Source organism: Caulobacter sp. SRI_008 (assembly GCF_057586355.1).
In genome coordinates, this window is the sequence record NZ_JBYCZS010000012.1 from 63086 (window position 1) to 79899 (window position 16814).

Genomic DNA, 16814 nt, shown 5'->3' on the forward strand with positions numbered 1-16814 from the left:
AGGAGGGCGCTGGAGCTAACGCCCCTCAGCGGTGAAGGTTCCGGCGGATCAGGCCGCGCCGCGAACCTTCACCTTCGGAGCCTTGGCGGCTTCAGGAAGGGGCTCGAACACGGCCGCTGCGCTGGCCAGGGTCCAGGCCGACAGGCTGTCGAGCGGACCCGGACGGCCGATGGCGTAGCCCTGCAGCTCGGCGCAGGCCTCGCCGCGCAGGAAGTCGATCTGCTCCTGGGTCTCGACGCCCTCGGCCACGACCGGGATCTCCAGACTGCGGCCCAGGCCCAGCACGGCGCGCACGATGACGGTGGCGCGGTCGTGGCGGTGGATGTTCTCGACGAAGCTCTTGTCGATCTTGATCTTGTCGAACGGGAACGACTGCAGGGTCGAGAGCGACGAGAAGCCGGTGCCGAAGTCGTCCATGGCGATGCGCACGCCCAGGGCCTTCAGGCGGCGCAGGTTGTCGAGCGCGCGCTGGTAGTCCTTGAACAGGGCGCTTTCGGTGATCTCCAGCTCCAGTCGCGAGGGCGACAGGCCGGTGGCGATCAGCACCTCGTGCACCAGGGTGGGCAGGTTGGGCTGGTTCAGCTGCAGCGGCGACAGGTTGACGGCGATGCGCAGCGGGCGGTCCCAGCTGGCGGCGTCGGCGCAGGCGCGGCGCAGGACCCACTCGCCCAGCTGGGTGATCAGGCCGTTCTCCTCGGCCACCGGGATGAAGTCGAGCGGCGGGACCATGCCGCGCACCGGGTGCTTCCAGCGGACCAGGGCCTCGAAGCCGCAGACCTCGCCGTCGGCGGCGCGGGCCAGCGGCTGGTAGAACACCACCAGCTCCTCGTCGGTGATGGCCTGGCGCAGCTCGCGGGCCAGGGTGCGGCGCTCGCGGATGGTCTCGTCCATCTCGCGCTTGAAGAAGCGATAGACGCCGCGGCCGCTTTCCTTGGCGCGGTAGAGGGCCATGTCGGCGTTGGCCAGCAGGGCCTCGGCGGTGCGGCCGTCGTCGGGGAACAGCGACACGCCCAGGCTCGCGCCCATGGCCAGGTCCTGGCCTTCGTAGACGGTGGGCAGCGACAGCTGTTCCAGCACGTGGCCGGCCAGTTCGGCGGCGGCGGTCGGCTGGTCGCCGGCGGCGATCTGCACGATGATGAACTCATCGCCGCCCAGGCGCGCGGCGAAGGACGGGGCGGTGACCGACTCCTGGAGACGGCGCGCGGCCTCGACCAGTAGGGCGTCGCCCGCTAGGTGGCCGTGCAGGTCGTTGGCTTCCTTGAAGTGGTCGAGGTCGATGCAGACCAGGCCCAGGCTCTCGCCCGAGGCCTCGACGCGCTCGAGCGCGGCCGCCAGGCGCACCTGCAGCGAGTTGCGGTTGGGCAGGCCGGTCAGGCCGTCGTGTTCGGCGAGATAGCGGATCTTCTCCTCGGCCGAGCGGCGCTCGCGCAGGTCGCGAATGGCCAGCACGGTGAGGCCCGAGGTCTCGGTGCGGGCGCCGTCGTCCATCAGGCGCGAGAACACCTCGACCGGAATGGCGCGGCCGCCTTCGGGCGGCTGAAGCAGGCCTTCGCGGCGCACGCCCTCGCGAGAGGATTCCTTGCCGTCGAAGGTCAGCATGGCGTTGTAGAGCGGCTTGCCGACCAGTTCATCCAGCGAGGCGCCGGCCAGTTCGCAGAAGGCGGCGTTGGCGTCGTTGATGCGGCCGTCCTGGACCACGACGATGCCTTCGTAGGCGGCGTTGGCCAGGCGGCGGATGCGGTCGAGGGCCGAACGGCTGGTCGAGGACTCGATGGTCACCGCGCCCAGGCCGCCCAGGATGATCAGGCCGGTGATCGAGGTGACGGCTAGGGTCAGCACGGCGCCCGACAGCAGCTGTTCGGGCACGATGACGCTGGGGTCGGGCATGATGGTGACCGCGCCCATGCCGGTGAAGTGCAGACCGCAGACGCCCAGGGTCAAAATGCCGCCGCCGATCAGCTGCTTGGGCAGCGTGCGGGCGCGGCCGCCCAGCACCAGGGCGCCGGCCGAGAACGCGACGCCGATCAGCACCGACACGGCCACCGTGGCCTGTTCCCAGACCACATAGCCCTGGGTCACGAAGGCCGACATGCCGGTGTAGTGCATCGCCCCGATGCCCAGGCCCAGCAGCAGGCCGCCGGCGCAGTCGTTGGTGCGGGTGCGCTCGGCCGAGGCCACGGCGAAGCCGGCGGCCATGAACAGCACGGCGATCATCAGCGACAGCAGAGTGCCGGCCGGGCTGTAGCCCGTCTTCAGGCCCGGGTCGTAGGCGACCATGCCGATGAAGTGGGTGGCCCAGACGCCCGAGCCGGCGACGAGGCCGGTGAGCAGCAGCCAGGCGCCGCGGACCAGGCCGCGGGCCCCGCGCAGGCGCGAGAAAAGACGGAACGCCGTGAAACACGCGGCGAAGCAGACGAGGCCGGCGACAAGCACGAGCCTGAAGTCATGCTGCCCGGTGAGGCAGGTCAGAACCTTCAACAAAGGCGTTCCCCCAGAGTGGTACGAGGCCACTCTGTGCGGAAAGATACAAAAAAATGGTTTCTAATACGCGGCCAGGTAGTCGTAGGCGCGGCCCATCGCCGCATTTCGTAGTGAATCGAACCTTAATCCGCTCGATTGCACGAAATATACCGCGCCCACGCGGTGTTTCTTAGAAGAAGCGTTCGCCGATACGGACGGTGTCGCCCGGGCCGACCTTGGTCGAGGGGGTGAGTTCGACCTTGGTCTCTTTCTCCTCGCCGTCGTGCTTGATGAACACCTTGGCCTTGTCGGCGCGGTAGGTGTAGCCGCCGGCGGTGGCCACGGCGTTCTGGACGGTCAGGCCCGAAGTATAGGGATAGGTGCCCGGCTTGGTGACTTCGCCCAGGATGTAGAACGGACGGAAGTTCAGGACCTCGACGCTGACGCGCGGCTCCTTCAGGTAGCCGTCGCGCAGGGCCGTCTCGACCGTGTCCTGGAACTGGCGGACGCTGAGGCCCTCGGCCTTGACCTCGCCGACCAGCGGCAGGGACAGCTTGCCCGAACCGGTGACGTAAAACTCGCCCGACAGCGACGGCTCGCCGAAGACCGTGACCCGGACCTTGTCGCCCGAGCCCAGCTGGTAGTCGAGGCCAGCGGCCTGGTCGGCGGTGATCGGTGCGCTGGCCTGCGGCGCGGGCGGAACGCCTTGGGCTTGGGCGGCCGGAGCGATCGCGGCGAGGGCCAGGCAAAGCGAAGCCGCCCGAATGAAGCGCCGAACGGTAATCATGCTGGTCACGTCTCTTGGCTGCATCCCTCGCCGGTCTCATGGCATGGGCGAAGGACAGCCACAAGCATCACGCCGGCACCGCGCGACGTTTTCGCGCTTGCAGCATCGAAGGCGGTCCTTCGCCCAGGCGTACGGCGGTCAGAACGCCCGTGGCGTAGGCTCCGGTGTCGACATTGATGCGGTGCGGCCCGACGAAGGGCTCCTCGTCAGGGGTGTGGCCATGCACGACCACCAGGCCCAGGCCGTGGGGCTGATGCAGGAAGTCGCCGCGGATCCACAGCAGGTCCTGCGGGTCCTGCTCGGCCAGGGAGCGGCCCGGCCGCACGCCGGCGTGGACGAACAGGTAGTCGCCATAGAGGGCTGAAAGCTCAAGCTGGCGCAGGAAGGCCAGGTGGCGGCTGGGCAGGTTGCGCTGGAACTGCTCCTGCGCCGCGCGCCAGGCCTCGGGATCGCGGCCGGCCGGGCGGGCGACGCCGTAGGAGGCCAGGGTCTCGCCGCCGCCGAACTCGGCCCACACCGGCCCGCCCTCGGGATCGTCGAGGAACTGCAGCAGGGTCTGCTCGTGGTTGCCCATAAGGGTCCGCACCTCGAAGCCGGAGGCGCCGCCGGACACCGCCTTCAGCGCCTCGACCCGGTCGATCACCCCGGCCGAGTCCGCGCCGCGGTCGATGTAGTCGCCGACGAACACCAGCACCGGCCGGTCCTGGCGGCCCAGGCCCGCGAAGTCGGCGGCCACGGCGTCGAGCAGGTCGTCGAGCAGGTCGAGGCGGCCGTGGACGTCGCCCACGGCGTAGACCACCCGCCCGCCGGTGCTGGCGGCCTTGGCCTTCGACGCGGACTTGGAACGCAGGAAGCGGAAAACCATGAGCTCTGATGATGACGGAAAACGAGGCTTCAAACTGCCTCAGCCGCTTGCGGGCGGCAACTGTCGCCGCACGCCATTGTTAACACGAAATACACCGAGAATTTGCACGCCAATTTCACCGTAAATATTCAGATACGATTATCAATAATACCAAATAAACTAGATCGCTTATTCGTTAAAACACCAAGCATTTTGATCCGATATTCAATGGAAGATCGCAGGATGGACTCACGAACTTCGCGAGACCACCATGAAGATCTCCGCATTTCTTGGATCCGCCGCCGTCGCTCTGAGCGCGATGATCGCCGCCGCGCCCGCCATGGCCGCGCCGCCGGCCTTCATGCCGCATGGCGCCCCGGCCGCGGCCCCTCCGGGCTTCAAAGCCTTGTGCCAGCGGGATCAGGCGAGCTGCATCGCGCCGCCGCAGGAGGTCGCCGCCCTGGCCGCCGACGCCAATTCCGCCGCCATCAACACCTCGTCGATCGGCGAGCGCCGCCTGACCTGGGGCTCGGCGCCGCTGTCCGTCTCGGCTGTAGAAGAAGACGAAGATACTTCCGTCCAGACCATCGAAGTCCTGCGCGCCGTGCGCCCGGACGTTAACATTCGCCTGAGCTCGCTGGACCAGACCCTGGCCGCCCTGCTGGCGACGACCGCCGCCTCCGCCCAGCCGGCCGGCGTGACGCTGGCTTCGGACGTCGACGGCCTGGCCCGCCTGACCCGAGACCAGATGAAGCTGATCAACGAGATCAATCGCCAGGTGAACCGCGAGGTCCGCAAGGCCGACGACTTCGATCTCTACGGCCTGGCCGAGTATTGGTCGCTGCCGAAGGTCATCGACGGCAAGATGTACGGCGACTGCGAAGACTACGCGCTGGAGAAGCGCCGCCGCCTGATCGAGGCGGGCGTGCCGGCCTCGGCCCTTTCGATGGCCGTCGCGGTCACCGCCCGCGGCGAAAGCCACGCCGTGCTGCTGGTCGCCTTCGAGCAGGGCGACTGGGTCCTCGACAACCTGACGCCCTGGGCCACGCCCTGGAGCGAACTGAACTATCGCTGGATCGAGCGCCAAGTGGCCGGCTCGTCGGCCTGGGTCTCGGTGAGCTGAGCCCCGGCCCTCCCGGATCTCAGCCCAAAGAGAAAGGCCTCGCTCCGGATCCCGGAGCGAGGCCTTTAATCTTGGTGCGGCGCCCTTTGGTTAGGCGCCTTCCGGCTGAAGCCTAGTAGGCGTTCTCGGCCAGCAGCAGGTGCGGCACGGTCAGCAGGATGATGCGGATGTCGCTGAACAGCGACCAGCCGTCGATATAGGCGATGTCGGCCTTCACGCGGGCGGCCATGGCCTCGACGTCGGTGGTGCCGCCGCGCAGGCCGCGGATTTGGGCCAGACCGGTAAGACCCGGCTTGGCCTGGAAGCGCATGTGATAGGTCGAGATCAGCGCGCCGTAATAGGCGTCGTGCGCCATGGCGTGCGGACGCGGACCGACCAGCGACATGTCGCCCTTGAGCACGTTGAGCAGCTGCGGCAGCTCGTCGATGCTGGTGGTGCGCAGGATCTTGCCGATCTTGGTGATGCGGTCGTCGTCGCGCTTGGCCTGGACGACCTTGTCGCCATTCTCCTCGCAGCGCATCGAGCGCAGTTTGAAGATCGTGAAGGTGCGACCGTTCAGCCCGCCCCGCGTCTGGCGGAACAGGATTGGTCCAGGAGATTCAAGTTTGATCAATAGCGCCGCGAGCAGAAGCACGGGCGCGAAAAAGATCAGTGCAAGGCCTGAAACGACGACGTCGATCACACGCTTGCCGGGGTCGACAGCCACGCGCGGAAGAATCTCCGACTGGACGTCGCCCATGATTTCGGTGTTCGAGCTTCCGCTCACAGCGCAACCCCCTATCCCACCACACACAAAACGAAGCCCGCCCCACTTCGTGTCTAACTACCTAATGCAACTCTTCGACGACGTCGCGCGGAAACTGATACTTAACCATAAATATAGTGACATTGCGTAAACCCTGTTCCTTCACGCAGGCTTTAGGGTCAGCGAACTAGGCTGTAGTCGCGTAGGGAGGGCCTGCGCGTAGGACTTCGGGTTCCATGCCGCACGTCAATCTCTCGCTGAACAGCCTCGCCCAGACGATCCCGGCGCCGCGCCGCCTGCCGCGCGCCATCGGCTGGGGCCTGGCGGCCATCGTTTCGGCCGGCATGTGGTACGCGGCGGTCGAAGCCGTCCGCCTGCTGTTCTGATCCTCTGAACCTGACCTTCAGGCCCTGACGGCGCGACGCGCCTAGATCAGGGCCGAACGCCCAGCGCCGTAAGCTGCAGCGCCATGCCCACCCGGCCCGCCGGGTTGCGGAGGCTGTTGGCCAGGGCGATGAGCGGCTTGGGCTTGCGCCTCAGGCGCCACTCCGCCCCCAGATGATAGAGCGCCTGCTCGCGGGCCGCCGGCGTCAGCCGGTCCCAGCGCTCGAAGGCGAAGACCGTCCGCGCGCGGAACAGGCTCGTCTGCAGCGGCGCCACCAGATACGACCGCTCCAGCGCCTGGGCCGCGGCCTTGTCGCGCCCGGCCGCCGCGTCCACCGCCGCCCGCCGCAGCCAGGCCGAGCCGGATCCCGGCCGCAGGGCCAGTTCGCGGTCGCTGAGACCATCCAGCTTCGCCAGCTCTTCCCGCGACGGCGCGCCATGCGACAGGCCGCGCTCGATCCGCGAGGCCAGGACCTCGGCCGAGGCCGTCGGCCAAGCCGAAAGATCGCCGTCCAGCTTGACGGCCAGCAGCGGCGCGGCCGCGCCGATGGCCACGAGACAACAGGCGATCGCTCCGGCCAGCATCAGGCGCGCGGGCCGCGAACTGGGCGCGGCGCGCGCCTCGCGGCGCCCGGAGGCCATGCCGCCGACCACGCCGAAACCAACCACGGCCAAGGCCTGGATGGCCGGCGTCTGCAGGGCGAAGTCGCTGAGGCCATGCACCAGGAACACCGCCACGGCGCAGATCGCGCCCCGCGACCAGACCGAGACGCCGTCCGAGCCCAGGGCCGCGCGGCCGATCGGGGCCAGGCGCTCCAGGAACAGGGCCGCCATCAGCGCTGCGCCGACCACGCCGGCCTCTTCCAGCCACTGGACATAGAGATTGTGCACCGCGCGGACGTTGTAGAGCGCCGGCAGGCTGTCCTGGGTGACGACCAGCTGGTTGACGGTCGGGAACGATCCCAGGCCGTAGCCGAACCACGGCGCGGCCAGGAAGGCGCGCCAGTGCGGCTCGACGATCTGGGCCCGGACGTCGAGATGCTGCTGGGCCATGCCGAAGCGCTCGAGCACCAGGCCCGCGCCATTGAACACCAGCACCCCCGCCACGAGCAGGGCGACCAGGGCGTAGAACACCGCGGCCTTGCGCGAGGCGCCGCGGCCGGAGAACAGCTCCCAGGCGACGAACAGGCCGACGCCGAAGACCGCCGCGACCAGGCCGCCGCGCGAGGCGGTCATCAGCAGGCAGACCAGCAGCAGCGCGCTCAGGCTCGCCATGCTGACGGCCCGCGGATCGCCCTGGCGCAGCATGCGCGCCCCGCCCCGGCGCAGCCGCGCGGCCAGGGCGGCCACGGCCATGACCAGGGCGGCGGCGAAGACGGTGGCGGCGCTGTTGGGTCCCAGCAGGGTGGCGCGCATCCGACCCAGGCCGCGCACCGAGACGTACTGCGCCAGAGACCCGGCGGCGTAGATCGCCACGGCGGCCAGCAGACAGAACAGCAGGCGGCGACCGCGCGTCTGCGACGCCCCGATCACCCGCGCCGAAACGTAGAGGCAGAAGAGGCCCAGCAGGTTGACGACGTTCAGCAGCACGGCCGACCGGTCCAGCGTGGTGGCGGCGAAGGCTTTGGGAACGTAGGACCAGACCGGGTGGGCGCCGTCGGGGGTCCAGGGGGTCAGCGGCCAGAGGACGGCGGCCAGCAGCAGGGCGGCCAGCACGCCCGGGACCAGCCATCCGCCGAGGCGGGCGAGGTCTCGACGCGCCCAGCCGCAGCTGGCCAGCAGGCCGACGAGGAACAGGGCGTAGAGCGCCGAGAAGCCGGCCGCCACCGCCAGCTCGCTGGCCCCGAAGGCCAGGACGGCGGCGAACACCAGGCCCGTCAGGACCAGACAGGCGGCGGTTTCGGACCCCGCAAGCCGCCGGGTCCGCCCCGCGTCAGTCGGCATAGTACTTTCGGTAGCTCTTGTAATAGTAGCCGGCGTCGCCGTAGCCGTAGCGGGACTGCGCCTTCAGATCCATCTGGGTCAGGGCCACGCCGGCCAGGAACACGCCGCGGCCTTGCAGCAGCGACAGGGCCGAGGTGATGGCCTTGACCGGGGTGCGCTTCCAGCGGGCCAGCATGACCACGGCGTCGGCGTGCGGCGCCAGGATGCGGGTGTCGGCGATGGCCAGCAGCGGGGCGGTGTCGAGCAGCACCACGTCGAAACGCTGGCGCAGCTCGGCCAGCAGGCGCTGGAAGGCGGCCGAACCGAAGACGTCGCGCGGCGTGTAGGCCGACTTCATCAGCGGCAGCACCTTGGCGCCGCTGACGTCGGAGACCAGGGCTTCGTCCAGGGTCGCCGCGCCGTTCAGCACCTCGATCAGGCCCACGGTCGGGGCCGTGGGCAGGAAGCGGTTGATCGCGCCCTGGCGCAGGTCGCAGTCGACGACGACGACATTGGCGCCCGAGGCGGCCAGCGTGCGGCCCAGCGAGAAGGTGGTGGTGGTCTTGCCCTCGCCCGGCAGCGACGAGGTGACCGCGATCACCTTCACCGCCTCGCCGACCTTGGAGAACAGGATCGCCGCGCGCAGCTTGCGCAGGCTTTCGGCGAAGCTGGAGAGCGGCTTGTTGAGCAGGTAGTCCGGCGGCGTCAGGCCCCGGACGGCGCGGGCGTCGTCCAGGGTGGAGCTGAGCAGCGGCACCGAGCCCAGGTAGGAGACGCCCAGGCGGCGCTCGACCTCGTCCTCGGTGAACAGGCCGGCCATCAGGATCTCGGCCAGGATGATGGCGCCGACGCCAGCGGCCAGGGCGGCGACCAGGCCGACCATCAGGTTCAGCGACGGCTTGGGCGCGCTGGGCTTGGTCGGGATGGTGGCGCGCGACACCACGCGGGCGTCGGGCTGCTCGATGCCTTGCTGGGCCGAGGTCTGCTTGAAGCGGGCCAGCAGGGATTCATACAGCGTGCGGACGGAGTCGGCCTTGCGCTCCAGCTCGCCCAAGCGGATGCCGGCGCGGTTGTTGCCGGCCAGGGCCCCGCGGGCGGCGCCGACGCTGCCGGCCATCGAGCCGGTGCGCTGGCGGGCGACCTGGGCCTGGGCCTCGAGGTTGGAGATGATGCGCTTGATCTCGGCCTGGATCTGCCCGTCGATGTCGGTCAGTTCGCGGCGGGCCTTCAGCAGGTCGGGGTGACGGTCGCCGTAGCGGCCCGACAGGTCGGCCACGGCGGCGCTCTTCTCGGCGCGCTGCTTGCGCAGCTGCTGCACGACCGGCGAGTTCAGCGACTCGCCGACGTCCTCGCCGGTGCTGCCGCGGGCCAGCTGGCTGCGGGCGATGCTGAGGCGGGCGTCGGTCTCGGCCTGCTCGGCGCGGGCGCCGGCCAGTTGCTGGTTCAGGCCCGAGATCTCCTGCTCGGTCAGGGTCGCGCCCTGGGCGCTCATCAGGTTGTTGGCGATCTTGTACTGCTGGACGTCGGCCTCGGCCTGCTGCAGCTCGCCGCGCAGGTCGGCGACGCGGGTGTTCAGCCAGTCGTTGGCCTGCCGGGTGGCGTCGAACTTCGCCTCCAGCTGCTCGGTCAGGTAGAGGTCGGCGAAGGCGTTGGCCAGCTTGGCCGCCTGGGCCGGATCGGGATGGGTGTACTGGACCGAGATCAGGTAGGTGACGCCCGAGCGCTTGACGGCCAGGCCGCTCAGCACGCGATCGACGACGCGCTCGCGCCGACGCTGGGCCTCGATGTCGCTGACCTTCTCGGCCGGGGTGACGGCCTTCTTCAGGAAGGGCAGCCAGGCGCGCACGCCCTTGGCGCCGGCCAGGCTAGGATTGAAGTAGGGGTCCTGTTCGAGCTTCAGCTTCTGGACCACGCGGTCGGCCAGCGAGCGCGAGCGCAGCACCTCGACCTCGGTGTCGACCACGGCGCTGTCGGCCGGCAGGCCCGAGAGCACCGCGCTCATGTCGGGCGTGACCTGCTCCTGACGCACGTCCAGCATCACCTGGGCCGAGGTCGAGTAGGTCGGCGTCTGCTGCAGGGTGTAGAGCACCACCGCCACGAACACCGCCAGCGCCACCGCCGCGAACAGCCGCAGCCGCCGCCGGAAGACGGCGATGATGACGTTGAGATCGAACGCAGGGCCTCCGACGTCGGACGCCGGAGCGGTTTGGGTCTCGAAGGTCGAGCCGTCCATGATGCACTCTTCAACTGGCCGAATGGTCCCCCGCCTAGCGGAGGACCGTGACCTATTTCAGGCCTGGAGCTCGTCCATTACCGAAGAAAACCTCGGCAATGGATTAACCGGCTCCAATTCAAACATTCCAAACGCGCCGGCCGCTCAAATTTTCGGCCGTCGGGTCCTAGAACTGCAGGGCGAGCGATGCCGCCAGCTTGTTGTCGGTGAAGCTCTTGGACTTGTCGACGCCGTCGGACTTGGTCTTGGCGTAGGTGTAGGTCAGGAAGACGCCGACGCGGCGGTTCATCAGATAGGCGGCCGACAGCTTGCCGCCGGTGCGCTTATCGGCGCGATCGATGCCGTCGTAGTCGTCCTTGCCGAAGCTGGCCTGGCCCGACAGCAGCACGTTGCGCAGCAGCTCGTGGTCGACGGCGACCGAGCTGTTGGTCGACACGTAGCCCTGCGAGGCCGCGACCACGGCTTCCTCGATGTTGCGCGAGGCGTTGAAGGTGACCGTGGTCAGTTCGGTCGGGAACCACTCGACCTTGGTCTTGGTGCTGAAGCCGCCGACGTCGCGGCTGCCGCCGGCGAAGTTGTCGTAGGTCTGCTTCATATAACCGGCGTCGACCTGGCCGCGAACGGCCTGGGCCAGTTCGAAGTCGACACCCGCGGCCAGGTTGTAGCCGTCGGAGTCGCGGGTCTTGGTGACGTCGTAGCGACGCGAGTCGCCGGTCAGCGAGACGTAGAAGGCGGTGTCGGGGCTGATCGCGTAGTCGGCCTTGACGCCATAGCGGATCTGGTCGCGATCGCGGAAGTCCTGGTCCAGGGCGGTCGTGCCGCCGCCGGTCACCGCCAGACGGCCGTCCTCATAATCGAACGAGCGGCTGTTCAGGTCGCCGGTGATGCGCAGGCGGTTGAATTCCTTGACGCCCTTCAAGGTGGCCGTGACGAGCGAGTACTCGATCGGGGCCAGCGAGGCCGTGGGCGATTCCGGCGCGGAGCGCGGCTCGATCAGCTGTTGGTACTGCAGCGAACCGGAGATGTTCGAGCCGCGCACCACGTCCAGGCGACCGTTGACGCCGAGGGTGTATTCCTCGTTGTTTTCGGTGTCGTGGTCCGAATAGCGGTTCACCGAGGCCGAGGCGAAGGCGCCCAGGGCATGGCGCGACCAGTCCGAACGCAGCGCCAGTTCCGGCTTCACGCGCCAGATGGTGTCGCTCGTCTCGCCGGTGGCGACGGCGTAGATGTTGTCGTCGCGCTCGGCTTCGACCGTCAGCCGAGGATAGGCCAGAAACCCGCCCAGGCGAACGCCGGCGGCCTCGTAGTCAGGGCGCGGACGCTGGCGCACGCTGACGTGCTTGTCGCGCTTGAAGCTGGTGGCGGCGTCTTGCGCAGCCGCCACCTGCGGCGCAGCCGCGACGAGCACGGCCGCGACCGCGGCTGAAGCCAGAATTTTCATTATCCATCCCCACTTCGACGGCCATCAGGCCGTCTTTTCGGAAACCCGACACAAACAAAAGGGCTCGCCGACGAAACCCGAGGGCGCGAAGAGCGCCGAAGTTCTAGACGGCGATCAGGTGCCGCAATAGTCGGCGATGACGCCGGCGCAGGCGTCGTACTGGGCGCCGGGCGTGCCGGCGTCGCCGCCGGCCGCGGCGCCGTCGAGGCTCGACAGCACGGTGACGGAGTCGCCGCCGTCGGTCGCCGCGGTGACGGTGCCGGTCGCGCCGGTGGCGGCGGCCACCTGGGCGCCCAGCTCCGGCGAGACGGCCGAGGCCACGTCGACGGCCATGGTCCCGGTGATCAGGCCGCTGGCGGCGGCCTTGGTCAGGGCGGCGACGATCACGGCCGGGGAGGCGCCGGACTTGGCGAGGGCGGCGGTGATCGCGGTCTTGACGGCGGCTTGCTTGCCGGCGTCGTCGAGAGCGGCGTAGCCGGGATCGGCGGCGGCGGCGGTCGCCGCGTCGGCGATCACCTGCTGGAGATCTTCAGCGGTCGGCGGAGCCGGTTCAGCGGCCGTGGTCGGCGCCTGCAGGGAGGCAGCGATCGAAGCGAGCGGCGCGACGGTGATAACCAGGCCCAGCGCGGCGGCCTTGGCGAAACGCGATGACATGGTTTACCCCCATTAGTAATGCGCGTTTTCCTATAGGCCGCAACCGCGGGCCATTACCAGCCCTAAATCCCGGCGTTAGGTTAATTGACCGCCCGTAGATGCGCATTCTGCACAGATGCGCAACAATCCCTGAGCGACCTGCTTCTGACAGGATCAATTCTTAGGCCATGCCTGTGACGCGGGCATGAAACCCGAGAACCATCGGTTCTATATCCTGAAAGGCGAATATTTCCCGCGGCGACTCATCGACTCGCCTGGAGAGCATCAAGCTCGACCATAGAGTCGAGTTTGTGATCAAGACGCGGAACGAATTGTCGCCAGTTCAATATCCAGCCGTTCACGGATAGAGCACTCAGCGCCGTCGACGCGCCATGCGGCGCAATCCTCGCACCACGGGCCGCTCGATGCTGGGCCAGATCAATAGTCCGACGAGAAAGATAATGACGGCGACGGCGACGAGCACGATGCAACCCCAAGGCGATAGACCCTTATAGTCCGAACGTGACCGTTTGTCCGTCCTCCTTGCGTGGAAAGCGCGTTGCCGTATTGCACCGCACGCTCGCGCGGCGCATGGAGGCGAAGCCTGACCTCCCCCGCGCCATCCTCCTCGTCTCGGGGCGGCGAGCGTCCGGCCCGATCCGAGCGAAGAGGTTTCGATGCGCGTAGCGATGATTGGCACGGGCTATGTGGGCCTGGTGTCTGGGGCGTGTTTTGCGGACTTCGGTCACGTGGTGACGTGCATCGACAAGGATCCGCGCAAGATTTCGCGGCTGCTGGCCGGGGAAATTCCGATCTTCGAGCCGGGCCTGGACGATCTGGTCGCCCGCAACGTGCGCGAAGGCCGGCTGTCGTTCACCCTGGAAGGCGCCCAGGCGATCAAGGACGCCGACGCGGTGTTCATCGCCGTGGGCACGCCCACCCGTCGCGGCGACGGCCATGCCGACCTCTCCTACGTCTACGCCGCGGCTGAAGAGATCGCCGGCCTGATCGACGGCTTCACGGTGATCGTCAACAAGTCGACCGTGCCGGTCGGCACCGGCGACGAGGTCGAGGCCATCGTCAAGCGCGTGGCCCCGAACGCCCAGTTCGCCGTGGTGTCGAACCCCGAGTTCCTGCGCGAGGGCGCGGCCATCGAGGACTTCAAGCGTCCCGACCGCGTGGTCGTGGGCACCGAGGACGAGCGGGCCCAGGCGGTGATGCGCGAGCTCTATCGCCCGCTGAGCCTCAACGAGACCCCGATCATCTTCACCGGCCGCCGCACCAGCGAGCTGATCAAGTACGCCGCCAACGCCTTCCTCGCCATGAAGATCACCTTCATCAACGAGATGGCCGACCTGTGTGAAAAGGTCGGGGCCGACGTGCAGCAGGTGGCCAAGGGCATCGGCCTGGACAAGCGCATCGGGAGCAAGTTCCTCAACGCCGGCCCCGGCTACGGCGGCTCGTGCTTCCCCAAGGACACCATCGCCCTGGTCAAGACCGCCGCCGACTACGGCGCGCCGACCCGGCTGATCGAGACCACGGTCGAGGTCAACACCGCCCGCAAGAAGGCCATGGCCGACAAGGTCGCCGCCGTGCTGGGCGCCGAGGACCTGTCGGGCAAGACCGTCGGGGTGCTGGGCGTGACCTTCAAGCCCAACACCGACGACATGCGCGACGCTCCCAGCCTCGACATCCTGCCGGCCCTGCAGGCCAGGGGCGCCAAGGTTCGCGCCTTCGACCCCGAAGGCCGTCATGAGGCCGAGCACCTGCTGCCCGGCGTCGAGTTCGTCGGCGGTCCCTACGAGGCCGCCCAGGGCGCCGACGTGCTGCTGATCCTCACCGAGTGGGACCAGTTCCGCGCCCTCGACCTTGTCCGCCTCAAGGGCCTGCTGGCCGCCCCGGTCGTCGTCGACCTGCGCAACATCTACAAGCCCGCCGAGATGGTGCGGGCCGGCTTCACCTACGCTTCGGTGGGGCGCGGGGCGAAGTAGGCCCCTACCCGCCCTCGCCCGCGATCAGCGCCGCCTTCATCGCCTGCGCCTGCTCGGGCGAGACGCCCATGGCGGCGAGGATCGGCGAGGGGGTGCGCGTATCCCAGCTGCTGCGCGGACCGATGGTGATGCCGCCGTCGACCACCAGGTGCGTGCCGGTGACGAAGGCGGCGTCGTCGCTGGCCAGGTAGAGGGCGGCGCGGGCGATGTCGTCGGGCAGGCCGGCCTTGGCGATCGGCTGGATCTTCGGGCCGATCTCGGCGACGCGGGCGGCCATCCGGTCGGCGACGTCGCGCGGCAGGCCGATCGAGGCGCCGAAGATCGAGGTGGCGATCAGGCCGGGGCACAGCGCGTTGACCCGGATACCCAGCGGCGACAGCTCGGCCGCCGCGCAGCGGCTCATGTGGATCACCGCCGCCTTGGCCGAGGAATAGGCCAGCGGCCCGAAGCCCGCCTGCAGGCCGGCGATCGAGGCGGTGTTGATGATCGAGCCGCCGCCCCGCGCCAGCATGGCCGGCACGGCGTGCTTCATGCCCAGCGCCGGACCGCGCAGCAGCACGGCGAAGGTGGCGTCCCAGGCCTCGCCGGTGATCTCGGCCGCGCCGTGCGGCGCGCCGCCGTGGCCGGCGTTGTTGAACAGGATATCGAGCCCGCCGAAGGCCTGCGTCGCCAGATCGATCGCCGCGGCGATGTCGGCCTCGGCCGTGACGTCGCAGCGGGCGAAGCGCACGGCGTCGGGAAAGCGTTTTTCGAGGATCTCGCCCTTCTCGACCTGCAGGTCGGCGGCGATGACGCGGGCGCCCTGCGCGACGAACAGTTCCACGGCCCCCAGGCCTATGCCCGAGCTGGCTCCGGTGATGACGGCGACCTTGCCGTCCAGACGTCCGCCCATGCGGCTTCCTCCCTTGGCTCGCGGCCTCTGGAGGCGGGCCGCTCAGCGCGGGAGGATCATGGAATGGCCGGCCGCGCGCGGCCAGTCTTACCCAGCGTCAGTTGGCGGGCGAACCGAAGACCCGGTTCGGAAACGGCCGCCCGACGGCCGGCCGTCGCGTCACCAGGCTGAAGACCAGCCACAGGGCGCACGGAACCAGCATCACCACCCAGGCCAGCACGAGTCCGGCCAGACCGAAGGCGGCGCAGACGCGCTGCCAGGCGTTCGGCTGTTCGATCGCGCGGCGGCGCGGCTTGTCGATCTTCAAACCCATAGGTCCCCCACGGACTTCAGAATTCAAGGCTTGAGCGCCGGCGCCCGTCGATACGCCTCGGGCGACACTTCGTTTTTCTTTTTGCCCGGCTTCAGCTGCCGCGCAAGGGCGTTCTTGGCGTCGACCATGGCCGGACCGAACAGATGCCACGGCTCGACGCAGTAGCGGGTGAACAGGCGCTGCGGATCGGCCATCAGCCGGAACAGCCACTCCATGCCCACCTGGCCCATCCAGCGCGGCGCGGCCAGCTGCACGCCGGCCTCGTAGTCGAAGGCGCCGCCGACCGTGAAGCCGACGCAGGGGTCGAGCTTCTTGTGGTTCTCCAGCAGCCACTTCTCCTGGCGCGGCATGCCCATGCCGACCAGCAGGACGTCGGGCTTGTAGGCCCGGATCTTCTCGACCACCGTCTCGTTCTCGAGGCTGCCGTCGGTGACGTCGAAATAGCCCTGGTGGCTCTCGACCTGGGCCGTCGGCCAGTCGCGGCGGATGTTGTCCAGCGCCGCCTCGGCCACGCCCGGGGCGCCGCCGACGAAGAACACCTTCCAGTTTTCCTTGGTGGCGCGCGCCCAGAAGTCGTTGCGCCAGTCGAGATAGGTGCAGCGGTGGAAGCGACGGCTGGCCCGGCCCACGATGCGGGCCCAGAAGATCAGCGGCACGGAATCGACCTCGATCAGGTCGGCCGACTTGAAGAAGTCGACGACCTGCTGATCCTTCTGGATCAGATAAAGGCTGTGCAGGTTGTGGTTGGCGACGACCGCGCCCTTGCCGGCCGAGATCCGGCCCGCCACGAAGTGGAAGACCTCCTCGGGGCGCACGAGATCCATCTCGCCCCCGAGCACCTTCACGCGCTCTTCGGGACGCCGGTTCATGCGAAACGGGCGGCGCGCCTCCAGAGGATACGCGTCGCGAGCAGGAAGGAACATCTGAACCCCGCCTCCGACTATTCGAAGAGCAGCAATAGCTCAGGTGACCTAACCGCTTCGCTAAAGGACGTCCTTAGCGAGATTTAACCGTATGATTTTACTGCTGTTTCATTATGGGACGA

General features: G+C 68.6%; 14 protein-coding genes. 3 read left to right on the forward strand and 11 right to left on the reverse strand.

Annotated elements, in window-relative coordinates:
- Window positions 1–48: 48 nt before the first annotated feature.
- From AC2YHT_RS12515 to AC2YHT_RS12525, 3 genes are all read right to left on the reverse strand, one after another.
- A complete protein-coding gene (locus AC2YHT_RS12515; protein ID WP_487290123.1) occupies window positions 49–2481 on the reverse strand; it encodes a bifunctional diguanylate cyclase/phosphodiesterase in 2433 nt (810 codons plus the stop codon).
- A 169-nt stretch (window positions 2482–2650) separates the two neighbouring features.
- Entirely contained in the window at window positions 2651–3247 is a 597-nt protein-coding gene (locus tag AC2YHT_RS12520) for a polysaccharide biosynthesis/export family protein (RefSeq protein WP_487290124.1), read from the reverse strand.
- Window positions 3248–3314: 67 nt separating this feature from the next.
- Window positions 3315–4112: a metallophosphoesterase family protein gene (locus AC2YHT_RS12525; RefSeq protein WP_487290125.1), complete on the reverse strand. Its 798-nt coding sequence runs from the start codon at window positions 4110–4112 to the stop codon at window positions 3315–3317.
- Between the two features lie 250 nt (window positions 4113–4362).
- Here AC2YHT_RS12525 and AC2YHT_RS12530 point away from each other — a divergent pair, with 250 nt between their 5' ends.
- Entirely contained in the window at window positions 4363–5214 is an 852-nt protein-coding gene (locus AC2YHT_RS12530; RefSeq protein WP_487290126.1) for a transglutaminase-like cysteine peptidase, read from the forward strand.
- 112 nt (window positions 5215–5326) lie between these two features.
- On the opposite strand, the gene pssZ is transcribed toward AC2YHT_RS12530, so the two are convergent.
- Complete coding sequence (gene pssZ, locus AC2YHT_RS12535; RefSeq protein WP_487290219.1) at window positions 5327–5953, reverse strand: exopolysaccharide biosynthesis protein PssZ; 627 nt, start codon at window positions 5951–5953, stop codon at window positions 5327–5329.
- Window positions 5954–6195: 242 nt separating this feature from the next.
- On the opposite strand from pssZ, the gene AC2YHT_RS12540 reads away from it, so the two are divergent.
- The gene (locus AC2YHT_RS12540) at window positions 6196–6345 is read left to right on the forward strand and encodes a hypothetical protein (protein WP_487290127.1); all 150 of its coding nucleotides are present in this window, start codon (window positions 6196–6198) and stop codon (window positions 6343–6345) included.
- A gap of 46 nt (window positions 6346–6391) precedes the next feature.
- Here AC2YHT_RS12540 and AC2YHT_RS12545 read toward each other — a convergent pair whose 3' ends face one another.
- The 4 genes from AC2YHT_RS12545 to AC2YHT_RS12560 all read right to left on the reverse strand — a co-directional run bounded on the left by AC2YHT_RS12545 (window position 6392) and on the right by AC2YHT_RS12560 (window position 12594).
- On the reverse strand, window positions 6392–8287 hold the full coding sequence (locus tag AC2YHT_RS12545) for an O-antigen ligase family protein (protein ID WP_487290128.1): 1896 nt from the start codon (window positions 8285–8287) through the stop codon (window positions 6392–6394).
- Window positions 8277–10499, reverse strand: a complete 2223-nt coding sequence (locus AC2YHT_RS12550) for a GumC family protein (protein WP_487290129.1) — start codon at window positions 10497–10499, stop codon at window positions 8277–8279. The genes AC2YHT_RS12545 and AC2YHT_RS12550 overlap by 11 nt, the downstream gene beginning before the upstream one ends.
- Window positions 10500–10665: 166 nt before the next feature.
- A complete protein-coding gene (locus AC2YHT_RS12555) occupies window positions 10666–11940 on the reverse strand; it encodes an outer membrane beta-barrel protein (protein WP_487290130.1) in 1275 nt (424 codons plus the stop codon).
- Between the two features lie 114 nt (window positions 11941–12054).
- Entirely contained in the window at window positions 12055–12594 is a 540-nt protein-coding gene (locus tag AC2YHT_RS12560; RefSeq protein ID WP_487290131.1) for a hypothetical protein, read from the reverse strand.
- Window positions 12595–13250: 656 nt separating this feature from the next.
- Between AC2YHT_RS12560 and AC2YHT_RS12565 the strand changes: the two genes are divergently transcribed.
- Window positions 13251–14564, forward strand: a complete 1314-nt coding sequence (locus AC2YHT_RS12565; protein ID WP_487290132.1) for a UDP-glucose dehydrogenase family protein — start codon at window positions 13251–13253, stop codon at window positions 14562–14564.
- 4 nt (window positions 14565–14568) lie between these two features.
- Here AC2YHT_RS12565 and AC2YHT_RS12570 read toward each other — a convergent pair whose 3' ends face one another.
- The 3 genes from AC2YHT_RS12570 to AC2YHT_RS12580 form a co-directional block, all read right to left on the reverse strand.
- Entirely contained in the window at window positions 14569–15456 is an 888-nt protein-coding gene (locus AC2YHT_RS12570) for an SDR family NAD(P)-dependent oxidoreductase (RefSeq protein ID WP_487290133.1), read from the reverse strand.
- Window positions 15457–15553: 97 nt separating this feature from the next.
- On the reverse strand, window positions 15554–15769 hold the full coding sequence (locus AC2YHT_RS12575) for a hypothetical protein (RefSeq protein ID WP_487290134.1): 216 nt from the start codon (window positions 15767–15769) through the stop codon (window positions 15554–15556).
- 23 nt (window positions 15770–15792) lie between these two features.
- Window positions 15793–16692 (reverse strand): WecB/TagA/CpsF family glycosyltransferase, encoded by a 900-nt coding sequence (locus tag AC2YHT_RS12580; RefSeq protein WP_487290135.1) that lies wholly within the window; start codon window positions 16690–16692, stop codon window positions 15793–15795.
- Window positions 16693–16814 lie beyond the last annotated feature (122 nt).

Bases quoted from the DNA above. Each gene is read 5' to 3' on its own strand.
- AC2YHT_RS12530 (WP_487290126.1), top strand. From the start codon at position 4,363: ATGAAGATCTCCGCATTTCTTGGATCCGCCGCCGTCGCTCTGAGCGCG.
- pssZ (WP_487290219.1), bottom strand. From the start codon at position 5,953: ATGGGCGACGTCCAGTCGGAGATTCTTCCGCGCGTGGCTGTCGACCCC.
- AC2YHT_RS12570 (WP_487290133.1), bottom strand. From the start codon at position 15,456: ATGGGCGGACGTCTGGACGGCAAGGTCGCCGTCATCACCGGAGCCAGC.
- AC2YHT_RS12520 (WP_487290124.1), bottom strand. From the start codon at position 3,247: ATGATTACCGTTCGGCGCTTCATTCGGGCGGCTTCGCTTTGCCTGGCC.
- AC2YHT_RS12545 (WP_487290128.1), bottom strand. From the start codon at position 8,287: ATGCCGACTGACGCGGGGCGGACCCGGCGGCTTGCGGGGTCCGAAACC.
- AC2YHT_RS12580 (WP_487290135.1), bottom strand. From the start codon at position 16,692: ATGTTCCTTCCTGCTCGCGACGCGTATCCTCTGGAGGCGCGCCGCCCG.
- AC2YHT_RS12565 (WP_487290132.1), top strand. From the start codon at position 13,251: ATGCGCGTAGCGATGATTGGCACGGGCTATGTGGGCCTGGTGTCTGGG.
- AC2YHT_RS12540 (WP_487290127.1), top strand. From the start codon at position 6,196: ATGCCGCACGTCAATCTCTCGCTGAACAGCCTCGCCCAGACGATCCCG.
- AC2YHT_RS12525 (WP_487290125.1), bottom strand. From the start codon at position 4,112: ATGGTTTTCCGCTTCCTGCGTTCCAAGTCCGCGTCGAAGGCCAAGGCC.
- AC2YHT_RS12555 (WP_487290130.1), bottom strand. From the start codon at position 11,940: ATGAAAATTCTGGCTTCAGCCGCGGTCGCGGCCGTGCTCGTCGCGGCT.
- AC2YHT_RS12560 (WP_487290131.1), bottom strand. From the start codon at position 12,594: ATGTCATCGCGTTTCGCCAAGGCCGCCGCGCTGGGCCTGGTTATCACC.
- AC2YHT_RS12550 (WP_487290129.1), bottom strand. From the start codon at position 10,499: ATGGACGGCTCGACCTTCGAGACCCAAACCGCTCCGGCGTCCGACGTC.
- AC2YHT_RS12575 (WP_487290134.1), bottom strand. From the start codon at position 15,769: ATGGGTTTGAAGATCGACAAGCCGCGCCGCCGCGCGATCGAACAGCCG.